22 protein-coding genes are annotated in these 21,231 nt (G+C 60.0%); 21 read left to right on the plus strand and 1 reads right to left on the minus strand.

Annotated elements, in window-relative coordinates:
- Positions 1–15: 15 nt before the first annotated feature.
- From fliM to N645_RS0102795, 21 genes are all read left to right on the plus strand, one after another.
- Positions 16–1,029 carry a flagellar motor switch protein FliM gene (gene fliM / locus N645_RS0102695; RefSeq protein WP_024459975.1) on the plus strand — a complete coding sequence of 338 codons (1,014 nt, stop codon included), beginning with the start codon at positions 16–18 and terminating at the stop codon, positions 1,027–1,029.
- Entirely contained in the window at positions 1,013–1,483 is a 471-nt protein-coding gene (fliN, locus tag N645_RS0102700; protein ID WP_024459976.1) for a flagellar motor switch protein FliN, read from the plus strand. Before fliM ends, fliN begins: the two co-directional genes overlap by 17 nt.
- Complete coding sequence (gene fliO / locus N645_RS0102705; RefSeq protein ID WP_024459977.1) at positions 1,483–1,821, plus strand: flagellar biosynthetic protein FliO; 339 nt, start codon at positions 1,483–1,485, stop codon at positions 1,819–1,821. The genes fliN and fliO overlap by 1 nt, the downstream gene beginning before the upstream one ends.
- Complete coding sequence (gene fliP / locus N645_RS0102710) at positions 1,821–2,651, plus strand: flagellar type III secretion system pore protein FliP (RefSeq protein WP_024459978.1); 831 nt, start codon at positions 1,821–1,823, stop codon at positions 2,649–2,651. Before fliO ends, fliP begins: the two co-directional genes overlap by 1 nt.
- Positions 2,652–2,660: 9 nt before the next feature.
- Entirely contained in the window at positions 2,661–2,930 is a 270-nt protein-coding gene (fliQ, locus tag N645_RS0102715; protein WP_024459979.1) for a flagellar biosynthesis protein FliQ, read from the plus strand.
- A gap of 185 nt (positions 2,931–3,115) precedes the next feature.
- Positions 3,116–3,901: a flagellar biosynthetic protein FliR gene (gene fliR / locus N645_RS0102720; RefSeq protein ID WP_036159817.1), complete on the plus strand. Its 786-nt coding sequence runs from the start codon at positions 3,116–3,118 to the stop codon at positions 3,899–3,901.
- Positions 3,901–5,037 carry a flagellar biosynthesis protein FlhB gene (gene flhB / locus N645_RS0102725; RefSeq protein ID WP_024459981.1) on the plus strand — a complete coding sequence of 379 codons (1,137 nt, stop codon included), beginning with the start codon at positions 3,901–3,903 and terminating at the stop codon, positions 5,035–5,037. Before fliR ends, flhB begins: the two co-directional genes overlap by 1 nt.
- A gap of 406 nt (positions 5,038–5,443) precedes the next feature.
- Positions 5,444–7,666 (plus strand): flagellar biosynthesis protein FlhA, encoded by a 2,223-nt coding sequence (flhA, locus tag N645_RS0102730; RefSeq protein ID WP_024459982.1) that lies wholly within the window; start codon positions 5,444–5,446, stop codon positions 7,664–7,666.
- Between the two features lie 81 nt (positions 7,667–7,747).
- Positions 7,748–9,196 carry a flagellar biosynthesis protein FlhF gene (flhF, locus tag N645_RS0102735; RefSeq protein ID WP_024459983.1) on the plus strand — a complete coding sequence of 483 codons (1,449 nt, stop codon included), beginning with the start codon at positions 7,748–7,750 and terminating at the stop codon, positions 9,194–9,196.
- 47 nt (positions 9,197–9,243) lie between these two features.
- Entirely contained in the window at positions 9,244–10,068 is an 825-nt protein-coding gene (locus tag N645_RS0102740; protein WP_024459984.1) for a MinD/ParA family protein, read from the plus strand.
- A gap of 44 nt (positions 10,069–10,112) precedes the next feature.
- Positions 10,113–10,835, plus strand: a complete 723-nt coding sequence (locus tag N645_RS0102745) for an RNA polymerase sigma factor FliA (RefSeq protein ID WP_024459985.1) — start codon at positions 10,113–10,115, stop codon at positions 10,833–10,835.
- Positions 10,836–10,969: 134 nt separating this feature from the next.
- The gene (gene cheY / locus N645_RS0102750) at positions 10,970–11,353 is read left to right on the plus strand and encodes a chemotaxis response regulator CheY (protein ID WP_024459986.1); all 384 of its coding nucleotides are present in this window, start codon (positions 10,970–10,972) and stop codon (positions 11,351–11,353) included.
- A gap of 56 nt (positions 11,354–11,409) precedes the next feature.
- A complete protein-coding gene (locus N645_RS0102755) occupies positions 11,410–12,210 on the plus strand; it encodes a protein phosphatase CheZ (RefSeq protein WP_024459987.1) in 801 nt (266 codons plus the stop codon).
- A gap of 110 nt (positions 12,211–12,320) precedes the next feature.
- A complete protein-coding gene (locus tag N645_RS0102760; protein WP_024459988.1) occupies positions 12,321–14,633 on the plus strand; it encodes a chemotaxis protein CheA in 2,313 nt (770 codons plus the stop codon).
- 68 nt (positions 14,634–14,701) lie between these two features.
- Complete coding sequence (locus tag N645_RS0102765) at positions 14,702–15,775, plus strand: chemotaxis response regulator protein-glutamate methylesterase (RefSeq protein WP_024459989.1); 1,074 nt, start codon at positions 14,702–14,704, stop codon at positions 15,773–15,775.
- A gap of 1 nt (position 15,776) precedes the next feature.
- Positions 15,777–16,520 (plus strand): flagellar motor protein, encoded by a 744-nt coding sequence (locus N645_RS0102770; RefSeq protein WP_024459990.1) that lies wholly within the window; start codon positions 15,777–15,779, stop codon positions 16,518–16,520.
- Between the two features lie 9 nt (positions 16,521–16,529).
- Positions 16,530–17,510, plus strand: coding sequence for a flagellar motor protein MotD (motD, locus tag N645_RS0102775; RefSeq protein WP_024459991.1), 981 nt, complete (start codon positions 16,530–16,532; stop codon positions 17,508–17,510).
- Positions 17,511–17,656: 146 nt separating this feature from the next.
- Positions 17,657–18,463: a ParA family protein gene (locus N645_RS0102780; protein WP_024459992.1), complete on the plus strand. Its 807-nt coding sequence runs from the start codon at positions 17,657–17,659 to the stop codon at positions 18,461–18,463.
- Positions 18,460–19,371: a chemotaxis protein CheW gene (locus N645_RS0102785; protein WP_369754925.1), complete on the plus strand. Its 912-nt coding sequence runs from the start codon at positions 18,460–18,462 to the stop codon at positions 19,369–19,371. The genes N645_RS0102780 and N645_RS0102785 overlap by 4 nt, the downstream gene beginning before the upstream one ends.
- Positions 19,372–19,479: 108 nt before the next feature.
- Entirely contained in the window at positions 19,480–19,977 is a 498-nt protein-coding gene (locus tag N645_RS0102790; protein WP_024459994.1) for a chemotaxis protein CheW, read from the plus strand.
- Positions 19,978–19,980: 3 nt separating this feature from the next.
- Positions 19,981–20,346 carry a DUF2802 domain-containing protein gene (locus N645_RS0102795; RefSeq protein ID WP_036159822.1) on the plus strand — a complete coding sequence of 122 codons (366 nt, stop codon included), beginning with the start codon at positions 19,981–19,983 and terminating at the stop codon, positions 20,344–20,346.
- 83 nt (positions 20,347–20,429) lie between these two features.
- On the opposite strand, the gene N645_RS0102800 is transcribed toward N645_RS0102795, so the two are convergent.
- Positions 20,430–21,176, minus strand: coding sequence for a YciK family oxidoreductase (locus tag N645_RS0102800; RefSeq protein WP_024459996.1), 747 nt, complete (start codon positions 21,174–21,176; stop codon positions 20,430–20,432).
- Positions 21,177–21,231 lie beyond the last annotated feature (55 nt).

The following is a 21,231-nucleotide window of genomic DNA, read 5'->3' on the forward strand; positions in this document are numbered from 1 at the left end:
ATAAGGTAGCCGCTCGTGCAAGACTTACTTTCACAAGACGAAATTGATGCGCTGCTTCACGGGGTCGATGAAGGCGATATCGATACCGATGACGATTTGGAGATGGATCCGGTCAAAGCCTATGACCTGACCACCCAGGACCGCATCGTCCGCGGGCGCATGCCCACGCTGGAAATGATCAATGAGCGCTTCGCCCGCTACACCCGCATCAGCATGTTCAATTTGCTGCGGCGCACGGCGGATGTGTCCGTCGGCGGTATCCAGATCCAGAAGTTTGGCGAATACGTGCACACCCTCTATGTGCCCACCAGTCTGAATATGGTGAAGTTCCGCCCGCTGCGCGGCAATGCCCTGATCATTCTGGATGCGCGCCTGGTGTTCAAACTGGTGGACAACTTTTTCGGCGGCGATGGCCGGCACGCCAAAATTGAGGGCCGGGAATTCACTCCGACCGAATTGCGTGTGGTGCAGATGGTGCTCGATCAGGTGTTCGTCGATCTCGGCGAGGCCTGGAAGGCGGTCATGCCCATCACCTTTGAGTACATGAACTCAGAGGTCAACCCGTCCCTGGCCAATATTGTCAGCCCGAGCGAAGTGGTGGTGGTCAGCACCTTCCACGTCGAGCTCGATGGCGGCGGTGGCGATCTGCACATCACGGTTCCGTACTCCATGATCGAACCGATCCGGGAGGTGCTGGATTCCGGTCTGCAGAGTGATAGTGACGAGAAAGATGAGCGTTGGGTCAAAGCCTTGCGTGAGGATGTGCTCGCCGCTCAGGTCGATCTTGAGTGCGATATTGTTCAGCGCGAAATTACCCTGCGGGACATCATCAACCTGAAGGCGGGTGATGTGATTCCGGTGGAGTTTCCGGAATACCATGTCGTCACCGCCAATGGCGTGCCCATGTTCCGCACCCGATTGGGACAGATTCGCGGCAATCTGGCTTTGAAAATTCACGGTTTAATTGATCACAGTTCAGCCTATAACATTACGGCAAACGAAGGGGGCTCCAGTGGCAAACGAAAATGATACCCACGACGACGACAAAGACCAGGATGCCATGGCGGCCGAGTGGGAAGCGGCCATGATGGAGCAGGGTGATGAGGGCGACGATGATACTGCCGATGCAGGTTCGGACAGCGCCGGGCAGGAACAGGACTTTGGTCGCGACGTCGACCGGGTTGCCCTGGATGAGCTGACCGAAGACGAGCAGCCCAACACCAACCCGGATCTGGATGTGATTCTGGACATCCCGGTGTCCATTTCCATGGAAGTGGGGCGTACCTCCATCACTATTCGCAACCTGCTGCAACTCAACCAGGGCTCGGTGATTGAATTGGACCGGCTGGCGGGTGAGCCGCTGGATGTCCTGGTCAACGGCACCCTGATCGCCCATGGTGAAGTGGTGGTGGTGAACGAAAAATTCGGCATTCGGATGACCGACGTCATCAGTCCGTCCGAACGGATCAAGAAGCTGCGCTGATGGAAGGAAGTGCCGCCACCCAGTTGATGAGTGTGCTGTTCAGCCTGCTGCTGATCATCGCACTGATCTTCGCCCTCGCCTGGTTGCTGCGCCGCTTTGGACAGGGTGCCTTCACGAATTCCTCGGCCATGAAAGTGGTCGCCACCTTGCCGCTGGGTACCCGCGAGCGATTGCTGGTGGTGGAAGTGGGCGGTCAGCAACTGTTGCTCGGCGTAACGGCCCAACAAATCCGCACACTTCACGTGTTTGAAGAACCGGTGATCGACGCACAAGGCGTCAGAAGCAGCGACTTCAAACAGCGGTTGATGAACATCATGAACAAGAACACCAAGCCCTGATGAAGCCTTACCCACTAATTCACTACCGCTTTCTCGGCTCGCTGCTGCTGTTGATCCTGCTGAGCTTCGGTGCGGGACCGGCCCTCGCCCAGGAAACGCCGGAAACCCAACCGCCAGCGGAGCAGGGCGTCGGCGGCTCCCTGCCCGCCATTCCCGGCTTACCGGCCCTGACCGTCACCACCAACCCGGACGGCTCGGAAGAATACACGGTCACGCTCCAGATCCTCGCGATCATGACCGCGTTCACCTTCCTGCCAGCGATCCTGCTGATGATGACCTCCTTCACCCGGATCATCATCGTCTTCGCCATCCTGCGTCAGGCCCTGGGCTTACAACAATCGCCATCCAACCAGATACTGATTGGTCTCTCGTTGTTTCTCACACTGTTCATCATGCAGCCCGTGTTCGAACGCGTAAACGCCGAAGCCCTGCAACCCTACATCAACGAAGAAATCAACGCCCAGACGGCACTGGCGAGAACCACCGAACCCTTCCACGCGTTCATGCTGGCCCAGACCCGCGAATCTGACATCGAACTGTTCGTCGGCATCGCCGACAACCCGGACATCCAGACACCCCAGGACACCCCCTTCAGCATCCTGGTCCCGGCATTCGTCACCAGCGAACTCAAAACCGCCTTTCAGATCGGATTCATCATCTTCATCCCGTTCCTGGTCATCGACATCGTCGTCGCCAGCGTGCTCATGGCCATGGGCATGATGATGCTCTCGCCCCTGATCATCTCACTGCCGTTCAAAATCATGCTCTTCGTCCTCGTCGACGGCTGGGCCATGATCATCGGCACACTCGCCGCCAGCTTCGGTGTATAAGGAGGCCCTATGACCCCGGAAGTTGTCATGGACATCTTCGCCGACGCCCTCTACCTCGTCATCCTGATGCTGGTCGTCATCGTCGGCCCCGGCCTACTGGTGGGCCTGGTGGTGAGCATGTTCCAGGCCGCCACCCAGATCAACGAACAGACCCTGAGCTTCCTGCCACGTCTGCTGGTCACCCTGGCCTCAGTCATGATCGCCGGCCCCTGGCTACTCAGAGAGTTCATGGACCTGTTCACCCGTTTATACACCAACGTCCCAAACTTAATAGGATAGAAAAACAGCACGAAGCGCTACGACACCTATGAGGCTTCGGGACCAAGGGGCTTCTTTTCAAACCGTCGCTTCATGGATGAAGCGATGGAGCCCCAGGGACGGGTTCATGTGTTTTGAAAAGAAGCCCCTTGGTTCCGAAGCCGGACTCTCAGAATGGCACCCTCGAAGGGCGATTGATTGAACCAATGAACGAACTGGTATTGAGCGAACAACAACTGATGCAATTTATCGGTCAATACCTCTGGCCGATGCTGCGCATTGGTGGCCTCTTCCTCGCCATGCCCGTCATCGGCGCCCAGACCGTCACTGCAAGAGTACGCATCGTCCTCACCGCCTTCGTCACCCTACTGGTCGCACCGCTGCTACCGCCACCACCCGACATCGACCTCGTCTCCATACAAGCCATGGCCATCGTCGCCAGAGAACTGCTCATCGGCATCGCCATGGGCTTCATGCTCCAGGTCTTCCTGCACATTTTTATTCTGGCCGGCGAACTCATGGCCATGAAAATGGGCCTCGGCTTCGCCGCCATGAACGACCCATCCACCGGCGTCTCCACCACCGTACTGTCCCAATTTTACCTGCTGCTCGCGACCCTGCTGTTCCTCAGCTACAACGGCCACCTCATCATCATCGGCATGCTCGTGGACAGCTTCCAGAGCCTGCCCGTCGGCGGCAGCGGCCTCGGCTCTGGCGCCTTCGCCACCATCGCCGGCATGGGCACCTGGCTGTTCAGCGCCGCCCTGGTGATCACCTTGCCGGTGTTCACTGCTGTCATGATCATCAACATGGCCTTCGGTGCCATGAATCGCTCCGCACCGCAGATGAACGTATTCACCGTCGGCTTTCCCATGACCCTCATCTTCGGAATCCTGGTCATGTGGTTCGCCTTGCCCGCACTGCTTCCCGTGTTCGAAGTCTTCACCCAGGAAGCCTTTGAACTGGTTCGACTGGTAATAGGAGTGCCCTGATGGCCGAAGAAAACGACAGCAGTCAGGAAAAGACAGAAGAACCCACGGCGCGAAAACAGGAAAAAGCGCGCGAAGAAGGGCAGATTCCCCGATCCCGGGAACTGACCACCACCTTCATATTGCTCGCCGGCACTATAGGCCTGATGCTGTTCGGTCCGTTTATGGCGGGCAAGCTCGCCGGCATCCTGAAATTCAATTTCTCGCTGGAGCGGGAAGTGGTGTTCAACACCGACGCCATGGTCGAACACCTGACCGCGTCACTGTACCAGGGCACCCTAAGCATGCTGCCCGTGTTCGCTCTGCTGCTGGTGGCGTCCATCGCCGGCCCCATTGGTCTGGGAGGCTGGCTGTTCAGCAGCAAATCCATGGCACCCAAAGCCAGCCGGATGAACCCGCTTGCCGGTCTCAAGCGCATGTTCGCTCTTAAAGCGTTGATGGAGCTCGCCAAAGCGCTGGGGAAGGTAATGCTCATCATGGCGGTCGCGGTTGGCCTGCTAGTGGTGCAACAGCAGGATATGCTCCGACTGTCGGATCAGGAGCCGCTGACCGCCATCAAAAACTCGGTGTGGCTCAGTGGCGTTGCCGCTATCGCTCTGGCCGCGGTCACCATTGCCATTGCCGCGATTGATATTCCATTTCAGATTTTCGAGAACAACAAGAAGCTGAAAATGTCCCGGCAGGAAGTCAAGGATGAGATGAAGGACAGCGAAGGTAAGCCGGAGGTCAAGAGCAAAATCCGTCAGTTGCAGCGGGAAATGGCCCAGCGCCGGATGATGTCGGAAGTCCCGAAGGCGGACGTGGTCATCACCAACCCCACGCACTATTCAGTGGCCTTGAAATACGATCCGGATACCATGGCGACACCGATTCTGGTGGCCAAGGGGGCGGATCAAACAGCCATGAAAATCCGCAAAATCGCCCGCGCCCACAATATCGATATCATGGAATCTCCCGCCCTGACACGGGCGATTTACCACACTACGGAAATCGATCAGGAAGTCCCGGCGGATCTGTACATGGCCGTTGCCCAGGTATTGGCCTACGTCTTCCAGCTACGCAATTTCCGCAAGGGCCGCGGCGAAAAACCTGCCTACCCAAGAAACATCCAGGTCCCCCGCGATATGCGCTTCGACTGAGGTCGTTTCAACCGGGGGCTGTGGTTCTTGGAGAGCCCGGCGGCTACGGGGTATAGCGTTTGGAGACCCGCCGTGAACCCATCCATGGGGGCTTCTCGTCGACATCCATGTCTCCGAGAGTCTCCAATGGCTATACCCCGCATCCGCCTCAGTGCCAGCCGAATACCATGGTCGGTCGAATTTCACTCGGAGGCGGATGCGGGGTGAAGCCTTCCGGGACCGTGGAGCGGGGGACCCGCGATGCGAGCCCCCAGGGATGGGTTTACGGCGTGTCCCGGAAGGCTTCACCCCGTAGCCGCCGGACTCTCAGATAACCACCAATCTCTCCACCGACTATCCTTCACCAATTGGTACGCTTCTTGCGATAAGACGGTCAACTAACGAAACCGTCAAAAAAGCGACCTACATGGCACTTCCCAGTTTCAGCCAACTGAACAACATCGACCGCCGCGCCGCCTTCAACCATATTCGCGGACTCGGTCGTGGCAACATCGGCATACCCGTACTGCTGCTCATGCTGCTGGGCATGATGATCCTGCCCGTGCCGCCGATACTGCTCGACGCCTTCTTTTCCTTCAATATCGCCCTGTCCATCGTCGTGCTCTTGGTGGGCGTGTACGCCATGCGCCCGCTGGACTTCGCGGTGTTTCCCACCATCCTGCTGGTCGCGACCCTATTACGCCTGGCCTTGAATGTCGCCTCCACCCGGGTGGTGCTGCTCAACGGCCACGAGGGCGGCGATGCGGCCGGTAAAGTGATCGAGGCGTTCGGCGAAGTGGTTATTGGCGGCAACTACGCCGTGGGTTTGGTGGTGTTTCTGATTCTGATGATCATCAACTTCGTCGTGGTGACCAAAGGGGCGGGGCGGATTTCGGAAGTGAGCGCCCGGTTTACCCTGGACGCCATGCCCGGCAAGCAGATGGCCATTGATGCCGACCTGAATGCGGGGCTGATTGATCAGGAAGAAGCCCGGACACGTCGAAAGGAAGTCGCCAGCGAGGCGGACTTCTACGGGGCCATGGACGGTGCCAGCAAATTTGTGCGCGGCGATGCCATCGCCGGTATTCTGATTCTGGTGATCAACATTATCGGTGGCCTGGGCATCGGGATGATTCAGCATGACCTGGATTTTTCCACGGCGCTGGAGAATTACATTCTGTTGACTATCGGTGATGGTCTGGTTGCCCAGATTCCCTCGCTGCTGCTGTCCACCTCGGCGGCGATTCTGGTGACCCGGGTCAACAGCTCCGAGGACATGCGCGAGCAGATCATGGGGCAGATGTTCGCCACGCCCAAGGCACTGGCGATCGCTTCGGGAGTTCTGTTGTTGATGGGCTCGATTCCCGGTATGCCTCACGTGGCGTTTCTGGGGTTGGGCTTTCTCTGTGGTGGCCTGGCCTACTTTATTCACTGGCGCAGCCAGCAGCCCGAGGCGGTGGAAGAAGATGACTATCGACCCGGTGGTGGGCGTCCCTCCGGGGGCGGTGGTGGCGGGCCGACGGTTACGCCGTCGGCACCGAACCCCGGACAGGCCTCTCTGCCGCCCGCCAAAGAATCGGCGGAACTTGACTGGGATGATGTCCAGCCGGTGGACATCATCGGGCTGGAAGTCGGTTATCGACTGATTCCCCTGGTGGACCGGGGGCAGGGCGGGGAGCTGCTGGGGCGGATCAAGGGAGTGCGGCGCAAGCTGTCCCAGGAAATGGGCTTTCTGATTCCATCGGTCCACATTCGGGACAACCTGGACCTGCTGCCGAACAAATACCGGATCAGCCTGATGGGTGTTTCGCTGGCCGAAGCCGAGGTCTATCCGGACCGGGAAATGGCGATCAACCCCGGTCAGGTCTTTGGCGAGCTCGATGGTACCAAAACCAAGGATCCGGCCTTTGGGCTGGACGCCGTCTGGATCGATGCCAGTCAGAAAGAGAAGGCCCAGACACTGGGTTATACCGTCGTGGATGCCAGCACTGTCGTTGCCACCCACCTGAATCAGATTCTGCAGAAACATACCTGGGAGCTGCTTGGCCATGAAGATGTGCAGAAGCTGCTGGATATGCTCGCGAAAAACTCGCCCAAATTGGTCGAGGAACTGGTGCCCAATACCATCAGCCTGAATGTGCTGCTCAAGGTGCTGCAGAACCTGCTGCGCGAGCGGGTACCGATTCGGGACATGCGCTCGATCGCCGAAGCATTGGCGGCCAATGGCAGCAAGAGTCAAGATCCCGCCGCTTTGACCAATGTCGCCCGGGTCGCGCTCTCGCGCCAGATCGTCCAGAACATCGTGGGTTCAGAGCCGGAGATGCCGGTCATCACCCTGGAGCCAGAGTTGGAACAGTTGTTGCTAAATACCCTTCAGCAGGCACAAAAATCTGGCGCGGACGACAGTGCCTTTATCGAGCCGAGCCTGGCAGAACGACTGCAGCGCTCGCTCATGGAGGCGGCCCAGAAGCAGGAAGTGGCCGGTAAACCGCTGATCCTGCTGGTCGCCGCGCCACTGCGCAATATGCTGGCCCGGTTCGCGCGCAACAGCGTGCCGGATATGAACGTTCTGGCCTACACCGAAGTGCCGGAAAACAAGCAGATTTCCATTGATGCCACGGTGGGCGCCGGTCAGACCAACAACCGGTAACCCGGACAAGACTCAGGGCCCTGATGATTCCGGCCCGAGTCCAACAACTAACAGGCCCGTTTTTTGACGAGGAGTACAACGATGCAGGTCAAACGATTTCTCGCGGCGGATATGCGACGCGCCCTGGAAATGGTTCGTCAGGAGTTGGGTCCCGATGCGGTCATCCTCTCCAGCAACCGCACGAAAGACGGGGTGGAGCTGTTGACCACTCAGGCCTCGGTGTCCCTCCCGGAGGCGGCCGAGAGGTCTGTGCCGGCTGCAAATGCCGAATCAGGCGAGTCACTCTCGACCGGACCCGCGTCGGAAACCGGGCAGCAGCGGGCCGATGCGATCGAGCGTGCCCGCCAGCGGCAACTGGCTCAGCGCGAGCTGGATGCTTCGGCGCGCGAGTTTCTTCAACCGAATCAGCGCGTCAATGCGGGTATTCGGGTGGAGCGCTCTCTGCTTGAATCCGCCGGGACTGACCGGGACCCGGTCAGCGTGAGCAAGCCTGAACGGAATACGTCTCGGGCGGCCGGCTTTGTCAGTGCCGCCGAGCGTTACCCGCTGCGGGACGATGAGCCGCCCGCGGGTCTGGTGAGTACGGCGGGCACGGAAACCACCGATCCGCGGTTGGATAGCCTGCAGGCGGAATTGGCCGAAATGCGCTATCTGCTCGAAGAGCAGCTCTCACAGATGCTCGGCCCGAAGCCGGCGGCTCGCGCACCGGGCCTGGCGAGCATTGGCCGGCGCCTGGAGCGGATGGGGTTGTCCCCGGAGGCCGCGGAAGCCATTCTCAACGACACTCCGGCCGGTCAGCCACTCGCGCAAGCCTGGACGGGGGCGCTGGCGCAGCTGGCGCGCAAGTTGCCGGCTGACGGCGCCGACCCGGTCTCCCGGGGTGGCGTCTACGCACTGGTCGGCCCCACCGGGGCCGGCAAAACCACCACCATCGGCAAGCTCGCGGCCCGCTATGTCATGGAACACGGTGCTCGGGATGTGGCCCTGGTGACCCTGGATACCCACCGGATCGGCGGCCATGATCAGCTTCGCTCCCTGGCGCGTATTCTCGGCGTGACCCTGCGGGTGGTAGACGATCAGTCCAGCCTGGAGTCGGTGCTCTACAGTCTGCGCCGTCACGCACTGGTGCTGATTGATACCGCGGGATTCCGCCAGGGCGATCCCCGGCTGACCGAGCAGCTCGACACACTCCGTCGCCTGCCTCAGGTCAAACCACTGATGGTGCTGCCCAGCACCAGTCAGGCGGCGATGCTCAAGGCCTCAGTGCACGCCTACGGCGGTCAGGGGCTGACCGGCTGCATTCTCAGTAAGCTCGATGAGAGTGCGAGCCTGGGTGAGGCGCTGGGTGTGGTCATGCAGGCCGGGGTGCCAATCGTCTATACTACCGACGGTCAGGATATTCCCCGGGATATTCAGGTGGCTCGCCCGCACCAGTTGGTGACCCGAGCGGCCAGCCTGGTCGGTCGGCGCGATGACGCCGCGCGCCGCCCCCAGGGTGCCACGGCCACCGTCGCCCGCCGGGCCCTATAATCGACCTTGTCAGGGTCAGTCGAAGAACATGAGGAGTAGAACGGCAGATGAGTCAAATGCGTCCGGTTCAAGTCATAGCAGTGTCCGGCGGCAAGGGCGGTGTGGGAAAGAGTAATATTTCCGTCAATCTGAGTATCGCTTTGGCCGAGCTTCGCCGCCGCGTGGTGCTGCTGGATGCGGACCTGGGGCTCGCCAATGTCGATGTGCTGCTCGGTCTCAAGGCCAAACATACCCTGTCCGATGTGCTCAACGGCGAAATGGGGCTTCGGGATGTGCTGGTCAACGGCCCCTCCGGTCTGAAAATTGTGCCCGCCGCCTCCGGCGTCCAGCGTATGACCATGCTCGGGCCCCGTGAGCATGCGGGCCTGATCAATGCCTTCAGTGAGCTGAGCGATCAGGTGGATATTCTCGTGGTGGATACCGCCGCCGGTATTTCCGATACCGTGGTGAGCTTCGTCCGGGCCGCCAATGAGGTGCTGGTGGTGGTGTGCGACGAACCCTCGTCGATTACCGATGCCTACGCCCTGATCAAGGTGCTCAACCGGGACCACGGTCTGCAACGTTTCCGGGTGGTGGCGAATATGACCCGCACCACCCGCGAAGGGCAGATGATGTTCAACAAGCTCAACAGCGTGTGCGAGCGGTTTCTGGATGTCACCCTTCAATACGTGGGCCATGTTCCCTTTGACGAAAATGTGCGTAAAGCCGTACAGAAACAAAAGTCACTGCTGGAGTTCGCCCCTCAGAGCAAGGCGGCGCAAGCGATTCGTACGCTCGCCAAAGAGGTGGATCAGTGGCCTCTGCCCAGCGCGCCCACGGGGCGGTTGGAATTTTTTGTCGAGCGTCTGCTCCAGGTCGCCAACAGTCGCTAGACGGTGTGAGGTAGCTGACAATGGCCGCAGCCGATGGATTAGCCATGTACGATAAAACCCGACAACTTGGCAACCAGATCCGGGTCGAGGACTACGCGCCCCTGGTCAAGCGCATTGCCCATCACATGATGTTGCGCATGCCCGCCTGTGTGCAGGTGGATGACCTGATTCAGGCCGGTATGATCGGCCTGATAGAAGCCTCTCAGAAGTACGATGCCTCCAAGGGTGCCAGCTTTGAAACCTACGCCGGTATCCGGATTCGCGGCGCCATTGTGGACGAAATGCGCCGGGGCGACTGGGCGCCGCGCTCGGTACACCGGAACGCCCGGCGGATCAGCGAGGCCATCGGCATTGTGGAAGGGCGTACCGGCCGGGATGCCCAGGATGCCGAAGTGGCCGACGAGCTGGGCATTGAGCTGGATGAGTATTTCGATATGCTGCGCGATGCCAGTGCCAGCCGGCTGTTCAGCTACGAAGAGACCTTCGGCGATGACGATACCAGCCAGCATATGGCGGGCCCCGGGTCCGAGCACGCCAGCCCTCTGGACGGAATTCAGCGCTCGGCGCTAAAGCAATCCCTCGCGCAGGCGATAACCCAACTACCGGAGCGGGAAAAACTGGTGTTGGCGCTCTATTACGATGAAGAACTCAACCTGAAGGAGATCGGGCAGGTCCTCGGGGTCAGCGAATCCCGGGTCAGCCAGATCCACAGCCAGGCGGCCCTGCGCCTGAGGACCCGGCTGGCCGACTGGCAGGGTAATGATTGACGCGCCAGAGGTTTGTGGGTACTTTGCCGGGCCCGGCCTTGCTAGAATACCAATATCACCGGTGTGGTGGGCGCCCTGTGGCGCTGCTTCCCATTCTTGAAACCAGACTCCCGCCAGAGTAGACGGAGGTTGCATTGGATAAAAACATGAAAATCCTGATTGTCGACGATTTCTCGACAATGCGACGGATTATTAAGAACCTGCTCAGAGACCTGGGGTTCAGCAATACCCACGAGGCTGACGACGGGGTAACCGCCTTGCCGATGCTGCGCAGCGGCGACTTTGACTTCCTGGTGACCGATTGGAACATGCCCGGTATGACCGGCATCGATCTGCTGCGCGCGGTGCGCGAGGACGAGAAGCTGCATGCCTTGCCGGTATTGATGGTGACCGCTGAAGCCAAGCGCGATCAGATTATTGAAGCCGCTCAGGCCGGAGTGAACGGGTACGTGGTCAAACCGTTTACCGCTGCGGCGCTCAAGGAAAAGATCGAGAAAATTTTTGAACGCGTCGGTTAAACCGCGCGCCGTCGGTGTCTTGGGGCGCCGGCCCATAGCGACAATAAGGCTTATTCATGGCTTCAACATCCCAGTTGCATGAAAACGATGAGTTCATCTCCGAGCTGAAAGAGTGCGCCAAGCTGCTGGTCGACAAGCTTCAGGGAGACCAGTATGAAGAGGCCTCCCAGCTGATTCACGCGATCACCGAAGTGCGCGACCGGCATATTTTCCAGTCCGTCGGACGTCTGACGCGCGGACTGCACGATGCCATCGTCAACTTCAACGTTGATGGTGACCTCAGCTCCGAACCGCCCGATATCAAAAACTCCGAAATCCGGGACGCCTCCAACCGTCTGAACTACGTCATCGACCTGACTCAACAGGCTGCCGAAAAAACCATGGATATGGTGGACGAGTCGGCGCCCATCGCCACCAATCTCGGGCAGGAAGCCGGCTCTCTGAAAGAGGAGTGGGCCCGGCTGAAGCGCCGCGAAATGAGCCCGGATGAGTTTCGCGAGCTGTACCACCGGATGGACGATTTTCTGGGGCAGATGGTGACCGGTACCGAGACCATTGGCCGCAATATGCAGGAAATTGTGCTCGAACAGGGGTTTCAGGACCTGACCGGCCAGGTGCTCAAGCGGGTGATCGGACTGATCAATGACGTGGAGCAGGATCTGGTCAGCCTGGTCCGGATTGCCGCCCAGGTGGAAGATGTTACAGGTTTTGTGCCCGAGGCCGATAGTGAAGAAGCGGCAGTGAAAAAACGTGAACAGAGCTCCGGAGAGGGGCCGCAGATGAACGCCAGCGAACGGGCTGACGTGGTATCCAGTCAGGACGAAGTGGACGATTTGCTGTCGAGCCTGGGTTTTTGACCTGGGCCGGAACAGGGTTCACCCGCAGGCGCACTGCGCGCCAGGGTGGTCAGCCAGGGGCGACCACCCGATGACAATAACCGGTGAGATAGGTTTGATAGGAGCGCTGAATGGGGTTCGGTGACGACGAAGAAATCCTCCAGGACTTCCTGGTCGAAGCAGGCGAAATACTGGAGAAGCTCTCCGAGCAGTTGGTCGAGCTGGAGCAGCGCCCCGATGACGCTGATTTGCTCAACGCGATTTTCCGTGGTTTTCACACCGTCAAGGGTGGGGCTGGGTTTCTCCAGCTCGATCCCATGGTGGAGTGTTGCCATGTGACCGAGAACCTGTTCGATGTGTTGCGCAATGGCCAGCGTCAGGTGACTTCCGAGTTGATGGACGTGGTGCTGCAGTCGCTCGATACCATCAACCAGCAGTTTGCGGAAGTATCGCAACGGGAAGAAATGTCTCCCGCCGACCCTCAGTTGATCGACACCCTGCAGCGGCTGGTAAACGGCGAGCCGATTGGCGGTGGCGCCGATACCACTTCCGAAAGTGATCAGAGCCACGGGCCCGATGAGCCGGTCGGCGAAAGCACACCCAAAGCCCAGGGCGATATTACCGACGACGAGTTTGAGCAACTGCTGGATGCCATTGCCGATGAGCCCGGTGCCGCGCCCGCCAAAAGCGGATCCGAAGCGAAGCCTTCGTCGGACCAGGGTGATGTCATCCAGGAAGACGAGTTTGAAGCCTTGCTGGATGAGTTGCACGGCAAAGGCAAAGGCCCGGGTGCGAGTCAGCCGGCCAAACCATCCTCCGCAGCCTCCGCTTCAGACAGCGATGAAATCGATGACGATGAATTCGAAGCGCTGTTGGATCAGCTGCACGGTAAGGGCAAGGGCCCGGGGACCGGCACGACGGCAAAGTCTGCGGCGCCAGAGCCGTCTGAACCAGCCCAAGCGCCCGCAGAAAGTGGTAAATCCGCATCGGGCAATTCGTCCAACAATGATCTGATCAGTGACGATGAGTTCGAGTCGCTGCTCGATGAGCTGCACGGTAAGGGACAGGGGCCGACCCGGAAGCAATCTGACGCCTCCGAAAAACCTGATGCCCCCAAAAAGCCGGATACAAGCGTTGCGGCAAAACCCGATAGCGTCCCGTCCGCTCCAAAAGCCGCTCCTGCCGCACCGGCCGGGGGTGGCGCGGGCGATGGCAAGAAGCCGCCGGCGGGTCGACCCGCCGGCAAACCGGCCGATCGGGACGGTGGTCCGGCGCCGGCTGAAACCACCGTGCGGGTCGATACCCAGCGCCTCGACGAAATCATGAACATGGTGGGCGAGCTGGTATTGGTGCGCAATCGCCTGGTGCGGTTGGGTGACGATATTGAAAACGAGTCCCTGGCCAAAGCCGTCTCCAATCTCGACGTGGTAACCGCCGACCTGCAGACCTCCGTGATGAAAACCCGGATGCAGCCGATCAAAAAAGTGTTCGGCCGCTTCCCCCGGGTGGTGCGGGATCTGGCGCGCAACCTGAAAAAAGAAGTGAATCTGGAACTGGTGGGGGAGGATACCGACCTGGACAAAAACCTGGTCGAGGCGTTGTCCGATCCTCTGGTTCACCTGGTGCGCAACTCGGTGGACCACGGTATCGAGTTGCCCGACCTGCGCGAGGCGAATGGGAAGCCACGCACCGGTAAAGTCGTTCTGGCGGCCGAGCAGGAGGGCGATCACATCCTGCTGTCGATCACCGACGACGGCGCGGGCATGGACCCCGACAAACTGCGGGATATCGCCGTGGAGAAGGGGGTCATGGATCGCGACAGCGCCAATCGCCTCTCGGACACCGAAGCGTTCAACCTCATTTTTGCCCCGGGGTTCTCCACCAAGAAAGAAATTTCCGATGTGTCCGGTCGGGGTGTGGGGATGGATGTGGTCAAGACCAAGATCACCCAGCTCAACGGCACCATCGAAATTCAGTCCGCCAAGGGCGAGGGCACCCGGCTGAATATTAAAGTGCCGCTGACCCTGGCAATCATGCCGACGCTGATGGTGATGCTGGCCGAGCAGGCCTTCGCCTTGCCGCTGGCCAGCGTGCAGGAAATTTTTCACATGGATATGTCCAAAACCCACACCGTGGACGGCCAGGAGTGCGTGACCATCCGCGATCGGGCCATTCCGGTTTTCTACCTGAAAGACTGGCTGATCACCGGACCGCGTAAGGCCCGAGAGCGCGAGGCGCATGTGGTCATAGTCGCTATTGGTACCCGCATGGTGGGCTTTGTGGTCGATCAACTGATTGGGCAGGAAGAGGTGGTGATCAAACCCCTGGGCAAAATGCTTCAGGGCACCCCCGGAATGGCCGGCGCCACCATCACCGGCGACGGCACCATGGCATTGATCCTCGATATTCCGGGGTTGCTCAAGCGCTACGCGGGCGGCGTATAATCCCGATTGAACTCTGTGCTCCCCGACGAAGAGGAGCGGACGTACTGAACAGGCTGGAGTAAGCAACAATGCCATTGAGGGTGTTAATCGTAGATGATTCGAACTTCTTTCGTCAGCGACTGAAAGAAATGATCGATCAACACCCGGATCTCTCGGTCGTGGGCACCGCGACCAACGGTCGTGAGGCGGTGGAGCTGGCCCGTTCCCTGCGCCCGGACCTGGTCACCATGGATTTCGAAATGCCGGAGATGGACGGCATTACCGCCGTGCGCCATATCATGGCCGAGCGCCCCGTCCCGATTCTGATGTTCTCGTCCCTCACCTATGAGGGAGCGCGCATTACCCTGGACGCACTGGCGGCCGGCGCCATGGACTTTATGCCCAAGGATTTTGGGGAAGTCTCCCGCAATGCTCAGGGGCTGCGGGATAAACTGCACGAACGCCTGCTGACCCTCGGTCGGCAGGCCCGCGCCTCCGCTTCGGCCTCGCGCGAGGCGACTCGCCTGCAACCCGCCAGAGCGGCGGAAAAACCCACGGAAAAACCGGTTGCCCGGGAGCCGCAGACACCGGCGCGCCCTCGTGGTAGCTATAAACTTCTGGTTATTGGCGCATCGACCGGTGGGCCGGTGGCGCTCACTGATGTATTGGTCAACCTGCCCGCCACTTTCCCGCTGCCCATTGTTCTGGTGCAGCATATGCCGGAGAACTTTACCCGCGCTTTCGCCGAACGGCTGAATCGCCAATGTCAGATTCAGGTGCGCGAGGCGCAAGAAGGGGATACCTTGCAACCGGGGGTGGCGTTACTCGCCCCCGGAGGAAAGCAGATGATGCTGGATGCCCGGGGCGGGCTGCGCATCGTTGAAGACGAGCGCATGACCTACAAACCCTCACTGGATATCACCTTCGGTTCGGCCGCCAAGCACTACGGGAACAAAGTGCTGGGTGTGGTCCTGACCGGGATGGGGGCCGATGGTCGGGAAGGCGCGCGCATGCTCAAAAATGCCGGCTCGAGCATCTGGTCACAGGATGAAGCCAGTTGCGTGATTTATGGTATGCCCATGGCGGTAGCCAAAGCCGGATTGTCGGATAAAGTCCTCAGCCTGAAAGACATCGGCCCCAGACTCGTGCGCGAGGTCTGCTGACATGGATATCCTCAGCATACTCGGTGTCATCATCGGCTTCGCGGCGCTGATTGGCGGCAACTTTGCTGAGGGCGGCAGCCTCTCTTCTCTGCTCAATGGCCCCGCTGCCGTGATCGTGATCGGCGGCACCCTGGGGGCGGCCATGCTTCAGACCCCCAAAGTCCATCTCAAGCGTGCCCTGCAGATTTTCCCCTGGATTTTTCGCCCGCCGGTCAATGCGTTCCGCGGTGGTATTGATCAGATTGTGCGCTGGTCGGTGACGGCTCGCAAACAGGGCCTGCTCGGCCTGGAGGAAATTGCCGATCGCGAAAAGGACCCTTTTGCGCGCAAAGGCCTGCAACTGATGGTCGATGGCAGCGAGCCGGACGTGATTCGCCGGGTCATGGAAAACGAACTGGTGCTCAGCGAGCAGCGCGATCAGGACGCCGTGCGTTTCTATGAAAGTATGGGTGGCTATTCCCCCACGATCGGCATCATCGGCGCGGTCATGGGGCTGATCCACGTGATGCGCAACCTCGCCGATCCCGAACAGCTCGGTCCGGGTATCGCCGTGGCGTTTGTGGCGACCATCTACGGGGTCGCGCTCGCCAATCTGTTTTTGTTGCCCATCGCCAACAAACTCAAGATGTGTATCAATGAGCGCTCCCATTACCGGGAGTTGATGATCGAGGGCATCATTGCCATTGCCGATGGCGAGAACCCGCGCTCCATTGAAATGAAACTCAACGGCTACCTGCACAAGTAGAGGTTGCCCATGCCGCGCCGTCGCCCCACAGAACTGCACGTGAATCACGAGCGCTGGCTGGTGTCCTACGCGGATTTCATTACCCTGCTGTTTGCGTTTTTTGTGGTGATGTACTCCATCTCCCAGGTCAATGAGAGCAAATACCGGGTGCTGTCCGATACCCTGATGGAGGCCTTTGAGCCGGCCCGTGCGGTACAGCCCATTCAGGTAGGTCAGCCTTCGCGCTCACCCTCGGCCAGTGCCATCGATATTCGGGGCGATGATCGTGGAGATACCAAGCACCCAATGATGGGCGAATCCGGAGGCCTTGCGGGCGAAGAGGGCCTGGGTGAGCTGGGAGAGCTGGCGGAACGTATCAGCGAGCGGTTTTCCGACCTGATTGGCGATGACCTGCTGGAAGTGTATGCGAACGAGTACTGGCTGCAGGTAGAGCTGCGAGACAGTATTCTGTTTGAGTCGGGCAGCGCGGAATTGAGTGGCCAGGCCCGGGATATTTTTGCCGAAATGGCCCGCCTGTTGGCAGAGTACGACAACCCGATTCAGGTGGAGGGGCACACGGACAACCAGCCCATCCGCAATCTTCGCTATCCCAGTAACTGGGAGTTGTCCGCCGCGCGGGCCAGTGCCATTGTCAAATTGCTGTCTGGAACCGGTGTGTCGGCGCAGCGTTTGTCGGCTGTGGGGTACGGGGAGCACCAGCCCAGTGCGGACAACGACACCCCGCAAGGGCGAGCCCAGAACCGCCGGGTTGCCCTGATGATCGCCCGCGAAGCGATCCAGCGTCCGAGTGCGGCGCTCGATGGCAGTGACGGCAGCGGATTTCTGTCGCCGCGAGAGGCTGACCAGGAGGGCGCACCTCAAGAATCCGGTCCGGAGGCCGATAGCTCTTCGGGCGACAGCGGGGAATCCGCCGCACCGGTCGAGCCGGTGCAACTGGAGGGCGGGGGGCTGCTCTTCAGCAGCGACCCGGATTTGCCACGGCAGCGGTAGTACCAGCTCGAATGGATAGTGGCAGTTCGAATGGTATGTCTGTTGCTTAATCCTGGATCAACGTAACCTAAACCGGATTGGCCTGCGGAATTTTGGCGCTTTGCGCCCTTCACCCACCAGGCCATCGAAAACGAGGATCGCATCTGTTGCGCGTCTGGAGCATTGCCAATCAGAAAGGCGGGGTCGGCAAGACCACCACCACCGTGGCCCTGGGCGGCCTTGCCGCCGAGCAGGGGCGGCGTGTATTGCTGCTGGACCTGGATCCGCACGGTTCTCTGAGCACCTATTTCCGTCAAGATCCTGACACGGCGCGCAGCAGCGTATTTACGCTGTTTGAAGAGCGCAAACAGCTGTATCCCGAGCGGGTTAAGCAGCTGATCCAGAAAACCGATTTCGACAACCTGGACCTGTTGCCCTCGGCCACGGCACTGGCGACACTGGAACGCCATGCGGTCGGGCAGGAGGGGATGGGGCTGGTGCTGACCCGCGCCCTGGCGCAGGTGTATGACGACTATGACCTGGTGCTGGTGGACACCCCGCCGTTGCTCGGGGTGCTGATGATCAATGCGCTCGCCGCTGCCCACCGCCTGGTAATGCCGGTGCAGACCGAGTTTCTGGCGCTGAAAGGGTTGGAGCGGATGGTGAATACCCTGGAGATGATGAGTCGGTCTCGCAAGCGGCCACTGGAATACCATGTGGTGCCGGTGATGTTCGATCGCCGTACTCAGGCGTCGGTCAGCAGTCTGTTGACCATCCGCAATACTTACCCGACCCAGGTCTGGCCCGGAATGATTCCAGTCGATACCAAGTTTCGGGACGCCAGCAAGGCGGGCGTGCCGCCGCACCTGTTCGAGCCGGACAGTCGGGGTGTGGACGCTTATCGGTCTCTGTACAAGTGGTTGTTGAAGAAAGAGCCCTCGACGGCCAGTGTTGCCGCAGGGAGTGCGACATGAGCCGGATGTCAAAGGATCCGCAGGGGCTTTTGCAGGCCTATTTAGACGATCTGCTGACGGTGCCGGAAGAGCCTCCCTACGCTGATCCGGTGGAGGAGCAGCGCGAGCGGCTGCAGAAGTTGCTATACAGCGCTGCCACGCCCCTGAAAGCCGGCACCACAGCCACTGTGCAAACGCCGACCCGGCCCGCTCAATCGCACAGCATTGCGCAGCCGGTCGTGGTCGAGCCCAAGCCCAAACCTAAGACTTGGTTGTCTGCGCCGACCATCGAGCCCACAACCGACGTGCCAGAGGCGAGGACGACGCCAGAACCCCGGGTCAAGTTGGCCGAACCCCTGGCCCCCGAAGCTGATACTGCTGAAACGGCGCCACCCCAATCAGCACCGGACCTGATGCCTGAACCGGAGCCCGGACAATTCCGCTTGAAGGACGTCGAATGGCTGGCCAACGGACGTCCCGCCTGGGCCCAGGAGCGATTCGATGTGCTGTTGTTCAAAGTGTCGGGTTTGACCCTGGCGGTGCCGCTGATCGCCCTGGGACAGATTCAGCCGCTGACCGATGAACTGACACCGCTGTTCGGACAGGCGGACTGGTTTATGGGGCTGCTGCCGACTCCGACCGGCAAAATACGCACGGTCAATACGGCGCGGTTTGTCATGCCGGAGCGCTATGATGAGCGGTTTGTTGAAACCGCCGAATATGTGATTTCCATCGACGGGGTGCCCTGGGGCCTGGCGGTGGACTCGGTCAACCAGCCCATCAGTCTCGACCCGGAGGATGTAAAGTGGCGCACCGAACGCAGTCGGCGTCCCTGGTTGGCGGGAACGGTCAAAGAACACATGTGCGCGCTGCTGGATATTCCGCGTATCGGCCAGTTGCTGATGGAGGCGGATCGCAAGCGGGCCTGAGGTGTGCGGGGCGAGGCACCGGAAACGCGCAGCGAACCGCCGTGATATCAGCTATAGTGCGTATCAATGCATAATGACGAACAGCAAGAGCGATTGAGGATTTGATGTATGGCGACTGATACCAAAACCAGTAAGCAAAAGAACAAAGATGCGGACGATCAGGTTCTGCAGTGGGTGACCTTCCGGTTGGATGGCGAGACGTACGGTATTAACGTCATGCAGGTACAGGAAGTGCTCCGTTATTCGGAAATTGCGCCGGTGCCGGGTGCGCCACCCTATGTGCTTGGCATCATCAATTTGCGCGGCAACGTGGTCACGGTGATCGATACCCGTCACCGGTTCGGCCTGGCCGACGGGGAAGTCACGGACAATACCCGCATTGTGATCATCGAAACGGATAACCACGTGATCGGCATCATGGTCGATAGTGTGGCGGAAGTGGTGTATCTGAATCAGTCCGAGATTGAAACCGCGCCCAACGTTGGCAATGAAGAGAGTGCCAAGTTTATTCAGGGCGTGTGCCACAAGAACGACGAGCTGTTGATCCTGATTGACCTGAACAAGCTGCTCACCAACGAAGAGTGGGCCGAGCTGGACGAGATTTAACGGATGAACTGGATGCTGCTGGCCGTTGGCTTGAGTCTGGTATTGAGCGTTGTGGCGATAGCGGTCGCCCTGGTGGCGCTGCGGGCCAGCCATCGCCAGTTGGATCAGGTGCGCTCCAGTCATCGTCGTCTGGAAAGTGAGCTGGCGGTGTCCAACAGCGCCGCCATTGGCATGGGCAATCGCCTGATCGCCATGGAAAAGCGCCTGGCGCAGGGCGCAGGCGGATCGTCCGACGCACCAACGGAGCAGCCCTACACCGAAGCCAATCAACTGTTCCGCATGGGTGTCAGCGTCGAAGAAGTGGCCCGACGCTGTGGTCTGTCCCGGGCCGAAGCCTCACTCCTGCAAGCCATGCAGGAACACCGGTAGGGCGGATCGGTCCGACGCTTCGGAGCGTCCGTAGGGCGGATAAGGCCGCAGGCCGCATCCGCCGTAACTCACCGTCGCTCCACCTACGGCGTAAAAATCTCCCCATTCACGCCCACCGAATCCTCACCCATCAGATACAGATACAACGGCATATGCGACTCGGGCGTCGGCAGGGTACGCGGATCTTCCGCCGGGTAGGCTGCCGCCCGCATCCGGGTGCGGGTGGCACCGGGGTTGATGCTGTTGGCCCGGATCGGCAGGGCACCGTCCAGCTCTTCCGACAGGGTCTGCATCAGGTTGTCCTGCGCCGCCTTGGAGGCCGCATAGGCGCCCCAGTAAGCGCGGCCTTTCCGGGCGACGCCGGAACTGGTAAACACAATGCTGGCGTTGCCGGATTGCTCCAGCAGTGGCAATAGCGCCTGGGTCAGCATGAAAGGCGCGTTGACATTGATCTGCATCACCCGCAGCCAGGTGTCGGCGGCGTAGTTGGCGATGGGCGTTCGCTCACCCAGGTCGCTGGCGTTGTGCAGAATCCCGTCGAGCTTGCCGAACTCCTGATACAGGGTGTCGGACAGATCGCGATAGTCTTTTTCGGTGGCACCTTCGAGGTTCATGGGGTAAATCGCGGGCTGGGGACCACCGGCCTGTTCAATTTCATCGTAGACTTTTTCCAGCTTGGCCATGGTGCGCCCGAGTAATACCACCGTGGCCCGATGTTCGGCGAAGGTTTTCGCCGCGACCCGTCCTATACCGTCCCCGGCGCCGGTGATCAGAATGATTTTATCCTTGAGCAGGCTGGGGGCAGGTTGGTAATTGTCCGGTAGTGTCATAGTTCAACTCTTTTCGGTGTAACGCTCGGTGTTGATCGGTTGGGTGTTGACCGAT

It is taken from the genome of Marinimicrobium sp. LS-A18 (genome assembly GCF_000463525.1).
Taxonomy (GTDB): Bacteria; Pseudomonadota; Gammaproteobacteria; order Pseudomonadales; family Cellvibrionaceae; genus Marinimicrobium; species Marinimicrobium koreense.